Raw genomic sequence first — 15,551 nt, forward strand, 5'->3', positions numbered from 1 at the left:
CAAAATTTGCTGCTAGACAAACTTTTCGAGGACCAGATTAAGCAGCAATGTGTTTAAGAATAAAGACAAACAAACTATTTTATCTTTGAAACAAGATTTTTAATATAACTTTCAAGAGCCTAGGGAATTCAACCTACCAAAACCCTAGAGCCTGAATGTATAACATCACGCTTTCGACTTGCCGAAAACCGCTAGTTCTTCCATTTTTAGCCTTAAATAGTGAAATTCAGCGCCTTCCCCGGCTAGGCCGCCCTATCCAAAAATAGAAACGACCTCGAATCTCTACTTTGAAACACCCCGCAACCAGATTTATCTCCCAATTCACGAACGAGTTGTTGATAGAATTCTTCCGGCAGTCTCTCAATCGAACCTCAGACAAACACAATGGGGTCAACCAGGCGTGGAGATGCCAACGAAAAGGGTGATGAGTCGGGTTGAGGATTAAAGCCTCAAGCCGCTTCGTGAGAATAATACTTAAGCATGCCCCCGAGGCGCTGATGGCAGACAATGTCCCCATCGGAATTTGCCGCCGGCTTTGCCTTCAAGAGTTCGTTGCCAACCCCTTGGTGGTTTCGTTCTAGATGGTAGTGGGCAACATATTCTCGCACGGCATGCCGAAGCTGGGCTTCGCTGAAGAAAATCATGCGATTCAAACACTCTGATTTGATGGAGAGGACAAACCTTTCAGCGAAGGCATTTAGGTTTGGGCTCTTTGGAGGCAAGCGTAGGGACTTAACATTGGCGGTCTTTAAAATGCCGCGAAAGTGCTCTGTGAAGAGTGGGTCACGGTCATGGATGAGACAGCGTTTATCCAACAAGAACCCATCACAACAGTCAGTTAGATTTCGAGCGATTTGCGCCATCCAATCGCCATTTGGGCCTGATGAAATACCTGCAATGTGGATTTCCCGCGTAGCTATGTCGATGACAAAAAGGACATAGAAACGCACGAGTCCAACGGGCTTCCAGACTTCGACTGTCAGAAAATCAGTCGCAGCGAGTACATTCCAATGCATCTCTAGAAATTGTTTCCACGTGGTCTTTCGCTCTGGTGCAGGCTCGAGGCCGTGTCGCATCAGGACATTGGCAATGGTCGTACGGGCCACCTTGTGCCCCACGTTTTGAAGTGCACCCACAATACGTAGGTATCCCCAATTGGGGTTATCTCTCGCCATGCCAACAATGAGCGCTTCGATTTCCTTCATGATTCTAGGGCGCCCGGACCCGCGCTTAGTGCTTCCATCGTACTTCTTGGCAATCAGCTTCCTATGCCATGCCAGAAGCGTGTCAGGGGTCACGAGGGTGTCTATCTGTCCTAGGATTTTACGGCCAAGCTCTTTAGCTTTCAGTGCGAGACGTCGCCGTTGTTTATCTGTGTAACGAATTCGCTTGCCAGAGAGATGCTCCTTCAAGATTTTGTTTTCCTCTTGGAGATAGTCGATGACCATGTGCTGCTCGCGATTCATCAAGCCGGCAAGACACATCAAAACCATGTGCCACGGTTGAAAGAGTGCGTTCATACCGTCCAAATATCATGTTTTTGGGGTGATTTTTGGAGAAAGGTGGGCTGTGCAGAGCCCGGTCTCACGCGGTTTTTAGGTCGTTTGTATTTTTGGATAGGGCGGGGTGACCGGCCCAGCCAGCTGAACAACTGTCCTTGAAAATAGATTAATCAATAATGTGTGCATGTTGGTCTGCCAACTATTTTCTGCAATGATTTTAGGTTAGTCAATATCGATTGGTGTCTGCACACATTCCTGCTTAATCTATTTTTAATCTATTTTCTATTTTCGGATGGTTAATGAATGGACGACTAGGCAGGGTCAGCCAATATCCCTTTTGGTTCTTGTATCGTCGTCATCGGTTCTTGGGGCCATAGAGTACGGTGTCCGTAGTTGTCCACATACCATCCCTTGAGAAGCCACCAGAAAGAATAACGTTCAACAACACCATGCCTTAAGAGAATCGGGCGCATGGCTTTGAGTGCTGCACCTATCCGGTAATAAGGAATGCATGGATAGAGATGATGAATCAGGTGGCAGTCCCCGGCATCCCAAAAGAAGACAAATCGGCTGATGGGCCCTGTCTTATAAAAGGTTGCAATGTGATAGGGATTGTCGGGGTTTGTTTCGCCATGCTCAATGATAATGCGTAACGTGTTTGAGAAAGGGCCTATTAGAAATACAGGCAAAATATAGCCGAGAAGAATGAATTTGGGGAAAACCACTGCACCTACTAAGAGGGCTAGGAGAAAAGCTTTCTGGATGGTCTGCTCTCTTTGAACCTGTTGTCGAAGCTCTGGGTTGCGGGTGTCCACTGCGCGGTAATGCTTTACATCTTTCCCGCTCTGCGCTTCTTCGGAGAATTTCCCAGCTTGTGCCATTTTAGCGCCGATAAATGTGGAAAAGAGGAAGCGTCGCCAGCGTGTGTTGAGGTCTTGTTTGTATTTTTCAGTATCTCGGTCGGTTGCAATATGGCGATGGTGTGCGAGGTGGGCTTCTCGGTAACCGGAAGGTAATGAGAATCGCGGGACAGTAAGAAGCATGCTGCCAAGCCAGCTCAAATGTTTGCCGCCAACACCGCGGTGCACAAAGATGTCGTGACTGACAAGGGCCATCCACTGCAAGCTAAACCCTTGACCGATAAAACAAAGAGCCCAAAGCCAGCCAAAAGGTAGCAGCGCTAAGGCGGTCATCATGGAAAAGAAAAAGAAGAGGATGCTAAACACAGCCAAAACATCGAGAAAAATATTCGACTCATGGAAAGAGGCAAGGGCATCCTTGCCAACTTCTTTGGCGATGGTACGCCTTGCGGCAGCTAGATTCTTGTTTGTTAAGCTCATATCATCCTCCATTGACTTGTTCCCTACCTTAATGAAAGCAAGGACCGAGCCACTCTCCACCTTTTGACCTAGCTTAGTAATTTCAGTCACTTAGGGGTGTCGTTCGCGAGATTGGACTGCCCAATTATTTAAATAATGGCGTGGTTTCCGCCACTATATAACGCTTGGCGTCATAATCTGGTTGCTCTTCTCTTGATGGAGTTATCGGGCGTTGATTTGAAAAGTTGCGGTGAATCCGGTGGTAGGCGGTTCAATGGGTTCATAAGGTCTTACGAGACGAGAAAATTGATACCTAGATAGTTTTTAGTGAACTTTATGATTGCCGCGGCTCGTTACCTGATTTTGTTTGTGTCTTCAGTCAGCCTGCGTTTTCATGGAAGAGGGGTGCCGATGCTGTAATTGTTCGTTATTCCTGTGATGCTGTGGATACTCGCCGGTTGTGCTGCCGTGGGACCTTTGCCGGTTAACATCGATGCAAAAGAGGGTGCTCATGCAGAGATTGTTGAAACGGCGCAACAAGATTTAGTTAAGATTTAGTTAGATTTAGTTAGATTTAGTTAGATTTAGTTAGATTTAGTTAGATTTAGTTAAGCAGGAACTTGTGTTTGCTTAGCACACCAAATTCTTTTTGTAATGATTTCAAACAATAATCGGCATGCACACATTCCTGTTTAATCGATGCTTAATCGATGCTTCAAACTTCTCTCGCACTCACAACTCTCGCTATGACCGTTCCCAATATCGCCACAGCTGTTATGTATTTGCAGGTCGCGGTTATCCCACCCGTCTTCGCCGTCAGCATCAGACGTCTTCACGATTTAGATAAATCAGGCAGGCATTACTTGCGAACCATGATTCCACTTATTGGTCCATTTGTTATGCTGGTTTGGTCCTTCACCAAAGGCACCGAAGGCGTTAACCGCTTTGGTCCCGACCCATTGGTAACCGCAGCCTAAGCAAAACCCACTTATCAAACACACCCTCGTCCTTAAGGCACTTGGGAATAGATTAAGCAGGAATTTATGCATGTTGGAGAACCAATTATTTTCCGCAATGATTTCAGCTTAACTGAAAAAGTTGTATCTAAACCTCTTCTTGGTTAATCAATTTATAGGCCATTTACCTTGGAACGGACAACAGAATGCGTGATAAGCTGGTGCCTGATAAATTCGTTTTTTGCAGATGTGTCTGGGCTAGCGCAACGCTTGCCTTCTTCGCGCTCGCTTCCTTCGCGCCTACCCCGGCCAACGCCGCAAAGAAAACGTCACGAAGCCACTATGCTTCCACTTCTTTTCGTTACACAAGTCACTTCGACTTTGGTCAATTGATTGACGACGGTGAGTCGATGTGGCGCTACATCGACATCGAGCCCTCCTGGTTTCGAGTAATCGAATACGGCTACATCCACGACGAAGACGTTTCATTTTCGCTTTCGCTTGCCGTTCCGGATGACGTTGAAGATCTCGCTCGCTCCGTCTTCCTCGGTATTCAGGCAGGTGGCTGGTTCCTCTCGGTGGAGTCCGGTTTTTTGGCAGGCAAGACTACCAACGAAACCGAAGTTTTTTCTCTCGACACAAATGTGGATGTTTTTCGCGGGGATGACGATGCTGCCATCCCCATCGGGCAAAAGATCCACAATCGCTACCTCAATGTGTCAGCACTTAAGTATCAGGCCAATGCTATCAGCTGGGGAGGTACCTACATTCAAAACAGGGTTCCCCGCTCGTTCAAGCTCATGCGGGAAGTCTCCGGCAGCACCCATCGCGAAGCACCTAAGCGCTCCTATTCCCCGGCCAATACGATGCACCTTGTAGGTCTCAAAATGCAAATGAGCCCAACCAAGGCTCTGAGCGTCGGTTACGACATTTCCACCGGATCTACAGAAATTTATCGAGGGACCCACTATCGCTCATTCATTGCAGTCGACGTTGATATGGTCTTTGGTTTGGCAATCTGGCAGAGAGATACGAGCAACGACGAATTCATCCGAGAGCAAGTAACCAGCACGCCTGCAGATTATTTTCTTTACGAAAATGCGAAAATTGTAGCCACCGATAGCACGGTGGACGTCGCACTAAGTGGAACTATCCGGCTGGAGTGGTTAAATCTGTGGAACTATCCATGGGCTCAAATCTCTGCAGGTGTGGGCATAGAGGCACGCAGCCATCAATACATACCGCTAAGTGACAGCGCCGCCGATGCCAGCGATCACCCAGAAGACATCGTAGTCTCCTACGGTTACGATCTGGGCAATATCATGTGGGGTCCCTATCTGCGCATCGCCGCATCTTGGTAGTGGCCTCTCAGGGTCCCCCTTAAAAGGTGTCACCGACCTTAATAATTTTCATCGCTTTATCTGTTTGATTTAGGCTTTTGTGTCCAGACAATATAGTTTTGACTCTAAATGACCGCTCAATTCTAAACATTTTAGGCGTGCAAACGTAGCAATGCTTCTGTCATTCTTGCATGGCATCACTGAGAACTGTGTTATTTGCTTAAGATTCTATTGGAGGCTTAAAGGTTCCAGGTTGAGTCCATCTTCGAGAAAACCTATTTTGGAGGATTCCCACATGGATATGGTCATTGGATCAGCAGTATTACCAGCTAGGTACCCACTGCACTGTTTCAGTTGGATAAGGCGCCAAGCATAAGCGTTTCATCGCTTTCTCGAGGCATGGTTATGATGACCCGTCTTGCTTGCCTACAACTAAATCTCTCCGGATTTTCGCCTCTTAGCAACTTCACAAACACAGCAAATAGGTCTCCCGATTGTTGTTATATTAGCATTTCATCTTTCATCCTTCATCTTTTCTTAAATGAATATCGACCGCGACTTTTGCGTCAGGGTTATCGCTTGGGCATAATGATGCTAAGCTCAAGAATTCGGATTAAAAATTTCATCACTATTTACGAAAGTTCCACGATGTTCATTTCCCTTCGACAACTACTTATTCTCACTCTTACCTTGTTTAGTGGAACTACCGCTCTAGCGACTGAACTCAACTACGATTGGAAGACAGGGAACACCTACCGTTTTCAGGCGAAATCTGTCGACAACGTGAGCATGTCTGGGATGGGGATGAGCATGAAGGACACCTTCACCCTTGATTCCACATTTGCGATCCACATCGATTCAGTTCAACCCAACGGTACAGCCGAGGGTGTAATAGCCATTGAAGCCTTCAAAGTCGTTAACAAGTCCGGGCGAGTGATGGGGAGCCTCTCTGGGCTTCCGAAAACCGCACTGCGAAATCTGGTAGAAATTGACCGTAAAGGGAACTTTAAATTCAAAGAAATTGTCTACATGGTGATCGATGAAAAAGGAGACAACATGTTGGTCTCGGCTAAAGTCGGACCAAATGGTGGATCGGGTAGTGCTCAAGTGGGAGATGAGAAAGTCACAGTGCATGCTTCGTTTGATCCAAAGACAGGCAAACTCAGTGGTGGGTACAGCATAGAGAAAGTTAAAAAAACGACCTCTAAGAAGAAAGTTAAGGTGAAACAAGACGCACCGAAAGTTGACCTTCTGCCAACGAAGTTTCTTGAGTTGCTAAAGCTCCCCGACGGTTCGGTGAGCCCAGGTGCGAGCTTTAAGATGAAGATGGGCGCGACCACAATTGAAACAAGTACACCGACGGTCAACGCTAAGCGGGCGACACTTAAAACATCCATCGAGACCGGTACCGGTGAAGATGGCATGGGCGGCATGGGTGGCATGGGTGGCATGGGCGGCATGGGCGGCATGGGCGGCATGGGTGGCATGGGCGGCATGGGCGACATGGGCGGCATGGGTGGCATGGGAGCCGGTGCGCCGGAAATGAAACTTACGGGTTCATTCGAATCGATATTTCAGGTGGCAAAAGGAATGCTGAAGTCGCTCAAAGGCTCTATCACATCCGATATGAAGATGGGCGGTATGATCAACGTGAAAACAACGACAGACCTAACGCTCAATCGGCTTTAGAGTGCAGATACCAGGCTATGGAACCAAGTGAATGGCAGTAGAGTTAGTCATGAAACTTAGTCACATCAACTATCGAGGTCGAACCTTAGATGAAGCGGTTCATAAATTCAGAGAGTTGGGCTTTCATGTAGAGTATGGCTCCAAGCAACATCCTCACAATGCACTGATTCTTTTTTTCAGTGGTCCCTATATCGAGTTATTGGCCAACGCGCGTGCCTAGAATCAAGCTTTGGTGCATACACTTCCTCACCTCGATTTTTGCAGAGTGGGGGTAAGGGCTAAAGGTAAGATAATGAAGCAAGATTAAGCAGGAACCTGCAAATGCGGCCTATTGCACAAAATCAGGATGAAAAACTTTGGCACGCCAAGCAAACAAAAGCTCCTGCTTAAACTATTGATTAAAGACCTTCTCAACACACTGAGCTGTATCGTTTACCGGTCACGCCCAACATCCGCTGACACAACCCTATGGGTGTCAGTCGATGTTATTATCGCCACTATGGACAAGCCTCACCCGTTGCGCTCGACATTTGTCCTGAATACTCCGCACTCTGGGTATTGGTTACGCCGATTTCGGGCTGAATACGTATCACGCCCGTAATCTCCATCCATGAACGTTCCTCATTTGTAGGTGCCAACCAAAAATTAATCACTTCCGAGGGCTGGCAAAGAGCCTTGAGCTTGTGACGATAGAGTAGGGTTTGGTAAAGCTGGGTCGAGTTGAGTGGGTGTGAGGGGTTGGACCCCTCCCAAGGGAGGGGAATAATCAGAACTTAGAATTTAGAAGCGTAGTCTACTGGGCACAACGAAAACCGGCGAAGCCGTAGTTACGATTGTCTGGGTGGCGGCCGTCGCGATAATACGTCGGCAAGCGGTTCGAGTCGTAGCCGAACGACCCGCCGCGCAACATGCGATATTCCAAACTACTGGACCAAGAATTCGTCCATTCCCACACATTCCCAGCCATATCGTAAGCACCATATGGACTTGGGCTGTCAGCCGTGGAAGTTCCATCAGCTAATGTATTTACACCATTAAAATACCCAACAGGAGTTGTTCCATCATCATAGTCATCGCCACTCTCCCAATAATTGGAGCGCGTGCCATCAGGAGCATCCTCTCCCCAAGGATAAGTTCTGCCATCGGTGCCGCGAGCTGCTTTTTCCCACTCTTGTTCGGTGGGCAAGCGCTTACCATTAAAAATGCAATAAGCAGTCGCATCATACCAATTTAAAAAGTTTATAGGATGGGTGTCTTTGCCATTGTCATAAGTGCGGTAGGGACTTGTTGTACTGCCGTTGTATTGGCACATACCTCCATCCACACAGGCTTTATAATCACCAGCTGTGACTGGATATTTGTCGATATAAAAGGTTGGTAGATACAGGGAACCGGTTGGGTTGCCATACAAAAACGAACTGGCTGGTACTTCAACCATGCCTTCAGGTACTTCAGCCATACAACCCATTAAGTTCCAGCTAACAGAGGTACCGTCCTCACAAGTAAGCGTGGCTAAGCAATCTACCTCGCTCACTGTGCAGTCTGAGCCATCTACCCCGTCTTCGCCATCAACACCATTTGTACCGTTGGCGCCATCTTGGCCACTCAAGCCATGACAAATGTATTCAGTACCATCAATCTCACTAATATCTAGATCGCCATCCGCATTTTCGTCCACACCGTAATCAATTTGTACACAACCATTGGCACAACCAAACTCAGTGCAGTCCTCGAGAGGAAGTTGGTTCATCATGGTAGATGCATTGGCCTGAGTCACTTCAGAGCCGTCGTTATCATCCGACTCTGTACTCTCGCCCCCACAAGCCGCGAGTGCCGTAAGGCAACAAAAGATTGTAAAATTTAAAACGATTGGTTTCATGCTTAATCCCCCCATAAACGTCAGGCCTTCTCGACCATCCGAAGAAATGAAACGTCAATATCTTCGAAAAATAATCTACCGGTTGATACATATAAGATATCTGATTCGAATGGGAGAGCAGATTAAGAGCAGATTAAGCAGGAACTTGTGCATGTTGGTGTACCAATTGTTTTCTTCAAGGATCTTAGGTTAGTTGATATCGACTTGTGTCTGTACACATTCCTGCTTAATCTTTTCTAATCTTTTCCGTGTTCGGCAAGTCGGAAGCGTGATGTTATACAGTCAGACGTTAGGGTTTTGGTAGGTTGAATTCCCTAGGTACTTAATCTGGGTGGATGCTTTTGATGACTGGCCTAGTATTGAAGTTGAGTCTCAATAGGGGCCTTTTACTTGGCAGAATCCCATTGTCGGGTGAATTGCCTTTACAAGAACGCTGACTCTATTTTTGATTATGAAAGCGCTGGCTGCGAAGGGAGCCATTAGGTACAACCCACTTTTCTTTAAGGAAAATATACGTATGTAGTTTGGTGATGCGAAACAAAGCTTAGCTTGATCACTTAAAGACATTTTGTAAGAAGCATATCGACTTAAAATAATATGAAGAATTATTTTAATTATTATTAAATGAATAGAAGATTTGATCTCAGATAAAATCTTAAGGAGTTAAAAATGGCAGCAGCAAAAGGTTTAAGCAAACCGGTGAAGTTAAAAAATGAACTTGCAACTTTACTAGGGGCAACAGAACTTCCTCGTACAGAGATAACCAAGAAATTGTGGGACTATATTAAGGCAAATAAGCTTCAAACAAAGACTGAAAATGGTAAAGCTGAAAATGGTGGTAAATTTATAGTCGCGGACGCAAGCTTACTACCTATATTTAAAAACACAAAATCGACAAGTAAGTCGGGTAAACTGACAGACCTGACACAAATGAAAGAAGGTGAAACCATCGACATGATGCAAATGGCGGCAGTTGTTGGTGCAAATATAGAATAAATGTACCTAGTAGAAAAGGGCGCTCTGCTCGTCTAGATGCGGCGACGAAACTCTTTTCTTATTCACTGGGCTACGAAGGAAAGTTACCACCGCAAATTGTTGCGGAGCAGCGGGAAGTGGAGGCTGAAGTTCGTGAGTGGTATGAGCCGCGTACGCAAATCGTAACCATCGCAAGTAGAGATCTCTAAAATAACGATTATGCAGGAACTTGTGTCTGTTTGACCCTGGAGCCCCAACTATCATTTTGCAATGATTTCAACCTAGCCAGCAGTGATTTGTATTTGAAGACATTGCTGCCCAATAGAGTCGCTAATTTGATTTTGAATTCCGGTAGGAGGACGGGCTCGTCTGTGATTTAATCTATCCTTAAGACCATGGATAAACTTACTACTCAAGATCATCTCGACCACGAATGGTCAACATGAAACCCTACCAGCTTCAACGTTTCACGGCGCTCTTAGCCATCTTGGTGCCCATTTTAATGGTCCTGCCACTGTGGCATTTCAATGTTTTTATGAGTTGGCCCAGTCTACTCTTTTTGTTGGGCGCGGCTGGAGTCTTGCAAACATTCTTAACCAATCAGAATCTTCCGTTTGTTTGTCTAAGCGCTCTACAAGAGCCAGAAGAAAAGACCGACTTTCACCACATCTGCGCGACTGCATATCTTTTTGCCAGCTGTATTCCGGGAATTGTACTTGGCTATTCGCTATACAGCCGCGTGAGCGAACCCAGTTCTCTCGGACCCATTTTGGCTGTTATTTTTCTGACCTTTGTCTATGGGCTGATAAGCTACCTGGTGCACTTTCTCTTCATGGCCCTGCAACCAGGAGCCCATGCCAACCCCACTCGAGAAGCATCTTGGCTGCAAGAGCATCACTTTCAACTGAGGCGAGTGTTTTTGTTCACGATAGGTGTCGTTGCATGCAGCACCCTAACCGTACTGATAAGCTTCATGGGTTCAGGCGAAAAATATGGTATTGAGATTGCCCAGTACGACCAACTGGTCGACCGCTTACTTAGTTCATCCCAAGAGTGGCTGCTGATATTATTTCATTACAGCCAACTACCTTGGTGGGTCCTGGTGATCAGCCTCTTTTATAAACTGATCTTCTGGAGCCGAGGCCGCCTAGGCTTTGGATCCGAGAACAATCCATGGATTCTGAGTAACTTAACGCTGGTCTTTGGCGTAATTGGCACCATTGCCATATTCATTAATATGCTGGTCAACCTCGACACGCCCTACGGGTTTATGCTGCCCATCGCCCCGATTCTGACTTTGCTATTATCGGGGGGACTTAGCATGTGGTTGAGTCGTACCGTTCGAAACCAAAAGCTGCCAAAGTACCAGGTAGAGACCGAGTTTATCTCACCTCTATTGTGGACGCGTGTGTTTCAGATCGCTTGCTTTGCCATCATTACTTTCGCCCTGAGTATCGGTGGCTTTGAGGCCCTTGCCGAGTCGTTTTTGAGTATTGGTCTGATGTCTTTATTTGGGATTTACAGTTTGTCGCGCCAGCGTAAATTAGAAACGATGGTGGACCGGCGAACTCAGGATCTACAACTGGCCAATAAACGCAACGAGTCGCTCTTACACAATGTGCTTCCTGTCAGTATTGCTGAACGTCTCAAAAAAGATAAAGAGGAAATCATTGCCGATGACCACCACCAAGTCAGCATTCTTTTTGCCGACATCGCGGGATTTACGGCTATGTCATCGGAGATGAACTCGGGCGAGTTAGTTAAACTTTTGAGTTTAGTATTTGCCCGCTTTGACACCCTGGCCCAAAAACACGGGGTAGAAAAAATTAAAACCATTGGGGACGCCTACATGGTCGCGGCGGGCGTACCCACCGAGCGCAGTGACCACGCCCATGCGTTGGCGGGATTTGCTCTGGATATACAGCGCGAACTTAAAATCATCTCACAGGAGTTAGGTCGTCAACTGGATATTCGGATTGGTATCCACAGTGGTGCCGTAACGGCGGGTGTCATCGGTACCCAAAAATTTGCATACGACCTATGGGGCGACACGGTCAACACCGCGAGCCGGATGGAATCCAATGGCAAAGTAGGAGCCATTCAAATCTCCGAAGAAACCAAAGTGCTGCTTGAAGATGCGTTCGCGGTTGAGCAACGGGGTAAGGTTTCCATGAAAGGCAAAGGCGAACTCATGACCTATTTTTTGCTAGGAACGTGGGAACAATCTTAATTCGTCGGTGGCATCATTATCACCCTTAAAAGGTGCTAGGTACCGAAATGGGTGAAGACACTAAAGTTGAGAAGCACATGAAAGTGTCTCAGGCACTTAAGTCTGTATGTGTGGGTATCGCTACTCTGCAGCGTTTGGCAGATATGAAAGTGTTGCCAGAAGTTAGCACCAACGTTCGATATGGCATTCGCTTGGAAAACATCGAAAGCTATCTTTTTGCGATTCACAATAGATTACTCGAGAGCGAGCAAATCAAACCTATCGAGACCCTTTAAGCCGTTCCATAAGAATGCAAATAACCCCAGTAGCGGGGAGGGTCGTTTAACCCCTTTAAATAGGTGCCACCCGACTTAATAATTAACCGCAATCTTTCATCAATTTATTTCTCTTAGTTGACCGGTTTATCTTTTTGTTGAGTTCTTCGGCTCTTGTTAGCGCTTGGTATTATCTCTTTTTACGAGCAACACACACTAGGTACTATGCTCCTCTCGTATATGAAATGATGTCTGACTGAGACGGTAGCCAGTCTAACGTCCTATCGCTTGAACATTAAGCTAGTAAAATAAGTGCATCTCATATTAATACAGGTGGCACCATAGAGTTCGGTCTGTGGATGCGCTCCACTTTGCAGGAATGGCGTAGTTGGTGAAATTGCAGTGGTCTATTGTGTACCGAGTAAAACGCTTAGATATGCCTGCATAGGCAGCTGCATGTGCCCTGGTGCTTCCCATACGTAAGCTTGATAAAATAGTTTCTTGAATTTCGGTTGTGAGCTTTGTCGTTCGTCCCATGCTCTTAATATAATCCATACCTGGGACACTTTAGAGCTGCTGGGAGCACAAATGGGGGCACCTGGTATGAGCGCCGAAAAAAACCTCTTAGGATTCCAGAGGCTTAGCTGATGAATAAGGTTACTATGTTCTCAATCGAAGTGAATATACACACTCCTGCTTAATCTGGTTTTTGGTTTTCAGGTGTCGTCAACTGTTGCAGTAGCACCCTTTTAGCGTCTTTGATTTAAGTTAGGGGTCGTTGGGCATACAGCCTGCCCAGCTCTAATTATGCAGGAAAACATCGGTTGCGGCGTAATTTCGGTGTAATCTCCTGCGTGACCATACGAAATGATTGTTCGGTTGGCCCCGAATTGATAGCATAGTGCCGTGAATAGAATTCATCAAATCGTTATGAGGGCCTCTTATTGGCGCACGAACTTGGCCTTAGGGGCGGGGTTCATTTTCATTGTGGGAGGCTTCTTTCTTTACTCGCGCTCGATGTCCTCGGATTTGATCGAAACCATGGCCTTAGAAGAAGCTCGGCACTATTCTAATGTCTTGGTCGAGTTTCGAACACTTTACAGTAAAGAAGTTGTGGAGAAACTTAGAGGGCAAGGAATAGAGGCGCGCCGCGATTTTCATAGCAGTGCGAATGCGATTCCTCTACCAGCCACATTAACTAAGCTTCTCGGGCGCTCTGCTTCTGAAGCAGAACCTGCTCCTTTCAAGCTTTACAGCCCTTATCCTTTTCCTGGTTCAACGGGACACTCTTTGTCGGACGATTCGTATGCGAATGAGGCTTGGGATTTTCTCAATGAGAATCCAGCTTCGTCTTTTTCGCGCGTTGAGTCGATTAACGGTGTTTCTACTTTGCGATATGCGACGGCTGATCGAATGCGTGCGGAATGCGTCCACTGCCATAATAATCATCCAGAGAGCCCTAGAACTGGTTGGCGTGAGGGTGATGTTCGTGGCGTCTTGGAGGTTGCGGTCCCCCTGGCGCCGGGAGTTTCGGTTATGGACTCCCGATTACGCGACATGGTCGTTTTCTCAATTTTTTTCCTCGGACTCGTCGCTTGGAGCTTGGCAGCTACCATTCAGAAATCTCGCAAAAACTATTTAGGTTTACTCGGCGAGCGGGAGTATTCCGATGAGATCACAGCATCGATGACAGACGCCTTAATCGTTGTTGATCCGCGAGGAGCCATTGCTACGGTTAATAAAGCAGCCATGAGCCTATTGGGTTGGGCGGAACATGATCTCGTAGGTAGACCTTTGGGTAGCTTTCTTGGACCGTCGAGTTCGGACATAACGATTTTGAGCGACAGGTTTGAGCAGTTAAGGCTGGAAATGGAGAGCGTTTATTCTACTGATGATGGATATCTGATGAGTGAACTCTCTATGCTTCCGGTCGGAATTACGGGGCAGGTAGCTGGTTCGAGTAACCTCTGGTGCAATAAGACTTTCGGTCGGCTTACTGGCTGGGAGCACGGAACACTCTCTTCAGGAAGATTGGGTGACAACAAGGAGGAGGCTGGTAAGGATGACCAGTTAGGAGAATGGGTCGTTACTGATGCTGAACTGCTGTGTCGTGATGGGTCGAGTATGTCTGTGGGTACGGTTCGATTGCCCATCAATCACTCACCAGGGTGTACCTTTTCTCTATATTTCAATGAACACGACCTACGTGCTTGGCCTATCTTTAGTCACGTTATTTTGTCGACCCTGCGGCGTTTTCGAAATCAGCGTGTAATAGCAGAACAGCTCGAGATTGATATGCTTACCGCTGAAGGCAATACGATACCGGTACTTCTCGGAGGAGCTAAGCTACTTAGTCAGAATCAGGAGCATGGAGGTACTGTTTTGGTCATCAAGGACATGACGACAGTACGTAAAAGTGAACAGGAACGCGAGGAGAGCAAGTTGCAGTTGTTTGCTCAGTCAAGACTTGCATCGCTTGGACAGGTGGCAGCAGGTGTGGCCCATGAAATTAATAACCCACTTACATTTATCAAGGCTTATTTGGCTATTCTAGAGGATGACGCGCAAAAATGGCCAATGAACTCTGAGCGGGGTAGCTCACTGTTGCCCGAAGCTACCCGGCAAGTTGAACGAATTAGAAAGATTGTTCAACATATGCAACGGGTAGGGCGTAAATCTTCCGGTCGCTGGACCCGAGTTTTTATGGAAGATGTGTTGAATAGTTCGCTGGTCCTCTTGCAGGAACGAGTGGATGCCAATGCTATCCAGATTAGGCGTCATATTGTTGAGAATCTTCCTGCAGTTGAGTGCTGTGCTGATTCGTTAGAGCAACTCATGGTCAATCTATTGGTGAATTCTATGGATTCCCTTGAAGAAGTAGCAAGAGAACGAATTATTGATGTCAGTATGTCTTTGAATGACGATGGTAAGTTTATGGTTATTGAATTCTCTGACAATGGCATAGGAATTTCGAAGTCTGACCAAATCCATATGTTTGACCCATTTTTTACGACGAAAGAAGTTGGTAAAGGTACAGGTCTTGGGCTTTCATTAAGCTACGCCATTGCGCGTGACCATCAAGGCGACCTGCAGTGTAAATCAGATATGCCACAAGGGGTTATTATGAGATTTACTCTGCCTGTGAATCGTTCGGTATAGGCTTTGGGCCTAGAACTATTGGTAATGGAATCGGTTGGAATAAACATTAAATAAACATTAAGCAGGAAAAAAATAGACATTAAGCAGGAATGTGTGCATGCTACCTATTTCACGAAATCATTACGAAAAGCGTTTAGCGTGCTAAGCAAACACAAGTTCCTGCTTAGCTAGATTTCTAGTTAGATTTCATAATTAGATTTAATTAGATTTAATTAGATTCAACCAACCCGAGAAGGAACTCCTACATG

At 46.4% G+C, this 15,551-nt stretch carries 13 protein-coding genes; 9 read left to right on the plus strand and 4 right to left on the minus strand.

Translation table 11 applies throughout. The features are described from left to right. Positions 1–449 precede the first annotated feature (449 nt). Positions 450–1,520 carry a transposase gene (locus tag HOK28_06835; protein MBT6432789.1) on the minus strand — a complete coding sequence of 357 codons (1,071 nt, stop codon included), beginning with the start codon at positions 1,518–1,520 and terminating at the stop codon, positions 450–452. Positions 1,521–1,813: 293 nt separating this feature from the next. Then, a complete protein-coding gene (locus tag HOK28_06840) occupies positions 1,814–2,842 on the minus strand; it encodes a hypothetical protein (protein ID MBT6432790.1) in 1,029 nt (342 codons plus the stop codon). Between the two features lie 399 nt (positions 2,843–3,241). Here HOK28_06840 and HOK28_06845 point away from each other — a divergent pair, with 399 nt between their 5' ends. The 5 genes from HOK28_06845 to HOK28_06865 all read left to right on the plus strand — a co-directional run bounded on the left by HOK28_06845 (position 3,242) and on the right by HOK28_06865 (position 7,026). Further along, positions 3,242–3,379: a hypothetical protein gene (locus tag HOK28_06845; protein ID MBT6432791.1), complete on the plus strand. Its 138-nt coding sequence runs from the start codon at positions 3,242–3,244 to the stop codon at positions 3,377–3,379. Between the two features lie 152 nt (positions 3,380–3,531). Beyond that, the gene (locus tag HOK28_06850; GenBank protein MBT6432792.1) at positions 3,532–3,798 is read left to right on the plus strand and encodes a DUF805 domain-containing protein; all 267 of its coding nucleotides are present in this window, start codon (positions 3,532–3,534) and stop codon (positions 3,796–3,798) included. Between the two features lie 185 nt (positions 3,799–3,983). After that, entirely contained in the window at positions 3,984–5,138 is a 1,155-nt protein-coding gene (locus HOK28_06855; protein ID MBT6432793.1) for a hypothetical protein, read from the plus strand. A 627-nt stretch (positions 5,139–5,765) separates the two neighbouring features. Then, entirely contained in the window at positions 5,766–6,806 is a 1,041-nt protein-coding gene (locus HOK28_06860) for a hypothetical protein (protein ID MBT6432794.1), read from the plus strand. A gap of 31 nt (positions 6,807–6,837) precedes the next feature. Then, positions 6,838–7,026 carry a hypothetical protein gene (locus HOK28_06865; GenBank protein MBT6432795.1) on the plus strand — a complete coding sequence of 63 codons (189 nt, stop codon included), beginning with the start codon at positions 6,838–6,840 and terminating at the stop codon, positions 7,024–7,026. A gap of 573 nt (positions 7,027–7,599) precedes the next feature. Here the strand turns inward: HOK28_06865 and HOK28_06870 are convergent. Then, positions 7,600–8,685, minus strand: a complete 1,086-nt coding sequence (locus HOK28_06870) for an SUMF1/EgtB/PvdO family nonheme iron enzyme (protein MBT6432796.1) — start codon at positions 8,683–8,685, stop codon at positions 7,600–7,602. Positions 8,686–9,354: 669 nt separating this feature from the next. Here HOK28_06870 and HOK28_06875 point away from each other — a divergent pair. From HOK28_06875 to HOK28_06885, 3 genes are all read left to right on the plus strand, one after another. After that, entirely contained in the window at positions 9,355–9,681 is a 327-nt protein-coding gene (locus HOK28_06875; GenBank protein MBT6432797.1) for a hypothetical protein, read from the plus strand. Between the two features lie 952 nt (positions 9,682–10,633). Then, positions 10,634–11,890 carry an adenylate/guanylate cyclase domain-containing protein gene (locus tag HOK28_06880; GenBank protein ID MBT6432798.1) on the plus strand — a complete coding sequence of 419 codons (1,257 nt, stop codon included), beginning with the start codon at positions 10,634–10,636 and terminating at the stop codon, positions 11,888–11,890. Between the two features lie 47 nt (positions 11,891–11,937). Beyond that, entirely contained in the window at positions 11,938–12,165 is a 228-nt protein-coding gene (locus tag HOK28_06885) for a hypothetical protein (GenBank protein MBT6432799.1), read from the plus strand. A 303-nt stretch (positions 12,166–12,468) separates the two neighbouring features. Here the strand turns inward: HOK28_06885 and HOK28_06890 are convergent, their stop codons facing one another. Then, positions 12,469–12,699: a hypothetical protein gene (locus tag HOK28_06890; GenBank protein ID MBT6432800.1), complete on the minus strand. Its 231-nt coding sequence runs from the start codon at positions 12,697–12,699 to the stop codon at positions 12,469–12,471. A gap of 351 nt (positions 12,700–13,050) precedes the next feature. Between HOK28_06890 and HOK28_06895 the strand changes: the two genes are divergently transcribed. After that, positions 13,051–15,303 (plus strand): DUF3365 domain-containing protein, encoded by a 2,253-nt coding sequence (locus tag HOK28_06895; protein MBT6432801.1) that lies wholly within the window; start codon positions 13,051–13,053, stop codon positions 15,301–15,303. Positions 15,304–15,551: the final 248 nt, after the last annotated feature.

Source organism: Deltaproteobacteria bacterium, assembly GCA_018668695.1.
Classification (GTDB): domain Bacteria; phylum Myxococcota; class XYA12-FULL-58-9; order XYA12-FULL-58-9; family JABJBS01; genus JABJBS01.

Coding starts and splice junctions, on each gene's coding strand:
- HOK28_06865 (MBT6432795.1), top strand. CDS start 6,838: ATGGCAGTAGAGTTAGTCATGAAACTTAGTCACATCAACTATCGAGGT.
- HOK28_06870 (MBT6432796.1), bottom strand. CDS start 8,685: ATGAAACCAATCGTTTTAAATTTTACAATCTTTTGTTGCCTTACGGCA.
- HOK28_06840 (MBT6432790.1), bottom strand. CDS start 2,842: ATGAGCTTAACAAACAAGAATCTAGCTGCCGCAAGGCGTACCATCGCC.
- HOK28_06875 (MBT6432797.1), top strand. CDS start 9,355: ATGGCAGCAGCAAAAGGTTTAAGCAAACCGGTGAAGTTAAAAAATGAA.
- HOK28_06885 (MBT6432799.1), top strand. CDS start 11,938: ATGGGTGAAGACACTAAAGTTGAGAAGCACATGAAAGTGTCTCAGGCA.
- HOK28_06855 (MBT6432793.1), top strand. CDS start 3,984: ATGCGTGATAAGCTGGTGCCTGATAAATTCGTTTTTTGCAGATGTGTC.
- HOK28_06880 (MBT6432798.1), top strand. CDS start 10,634: ATGGGTTCAGGCGAAAAATATGGTATTGAGATTGCCCAGTACGACCAA.
- HOK28_06890 (MBT6432800.1), bottom strand. CDS start 12,699: ATGGATTATATTAAGAGCATGGGACGAACGACAAAGCTCACAACCGAA.
- HOK28_06835 (MBT6432789.1), bottom strand. CDS start 1,520: ATGAACGCACTCTTTCAACCGTGGCACATGGTTTTGATGTGTCTTGCC.
- HOK28_06850 (MBT6432792.1), top strand. CDS start 3,532: ATGCTTCAAACTTCTCTCGCACTCACAACTCTCGCTATGACCGTTCCC.
- HOK28_06860 (MBT6432794.1), top strand. CDS start 5,766: ATGTTCATTTCCCTTCGACAACTACTTATTCTCACTCTTACCTTGTTT.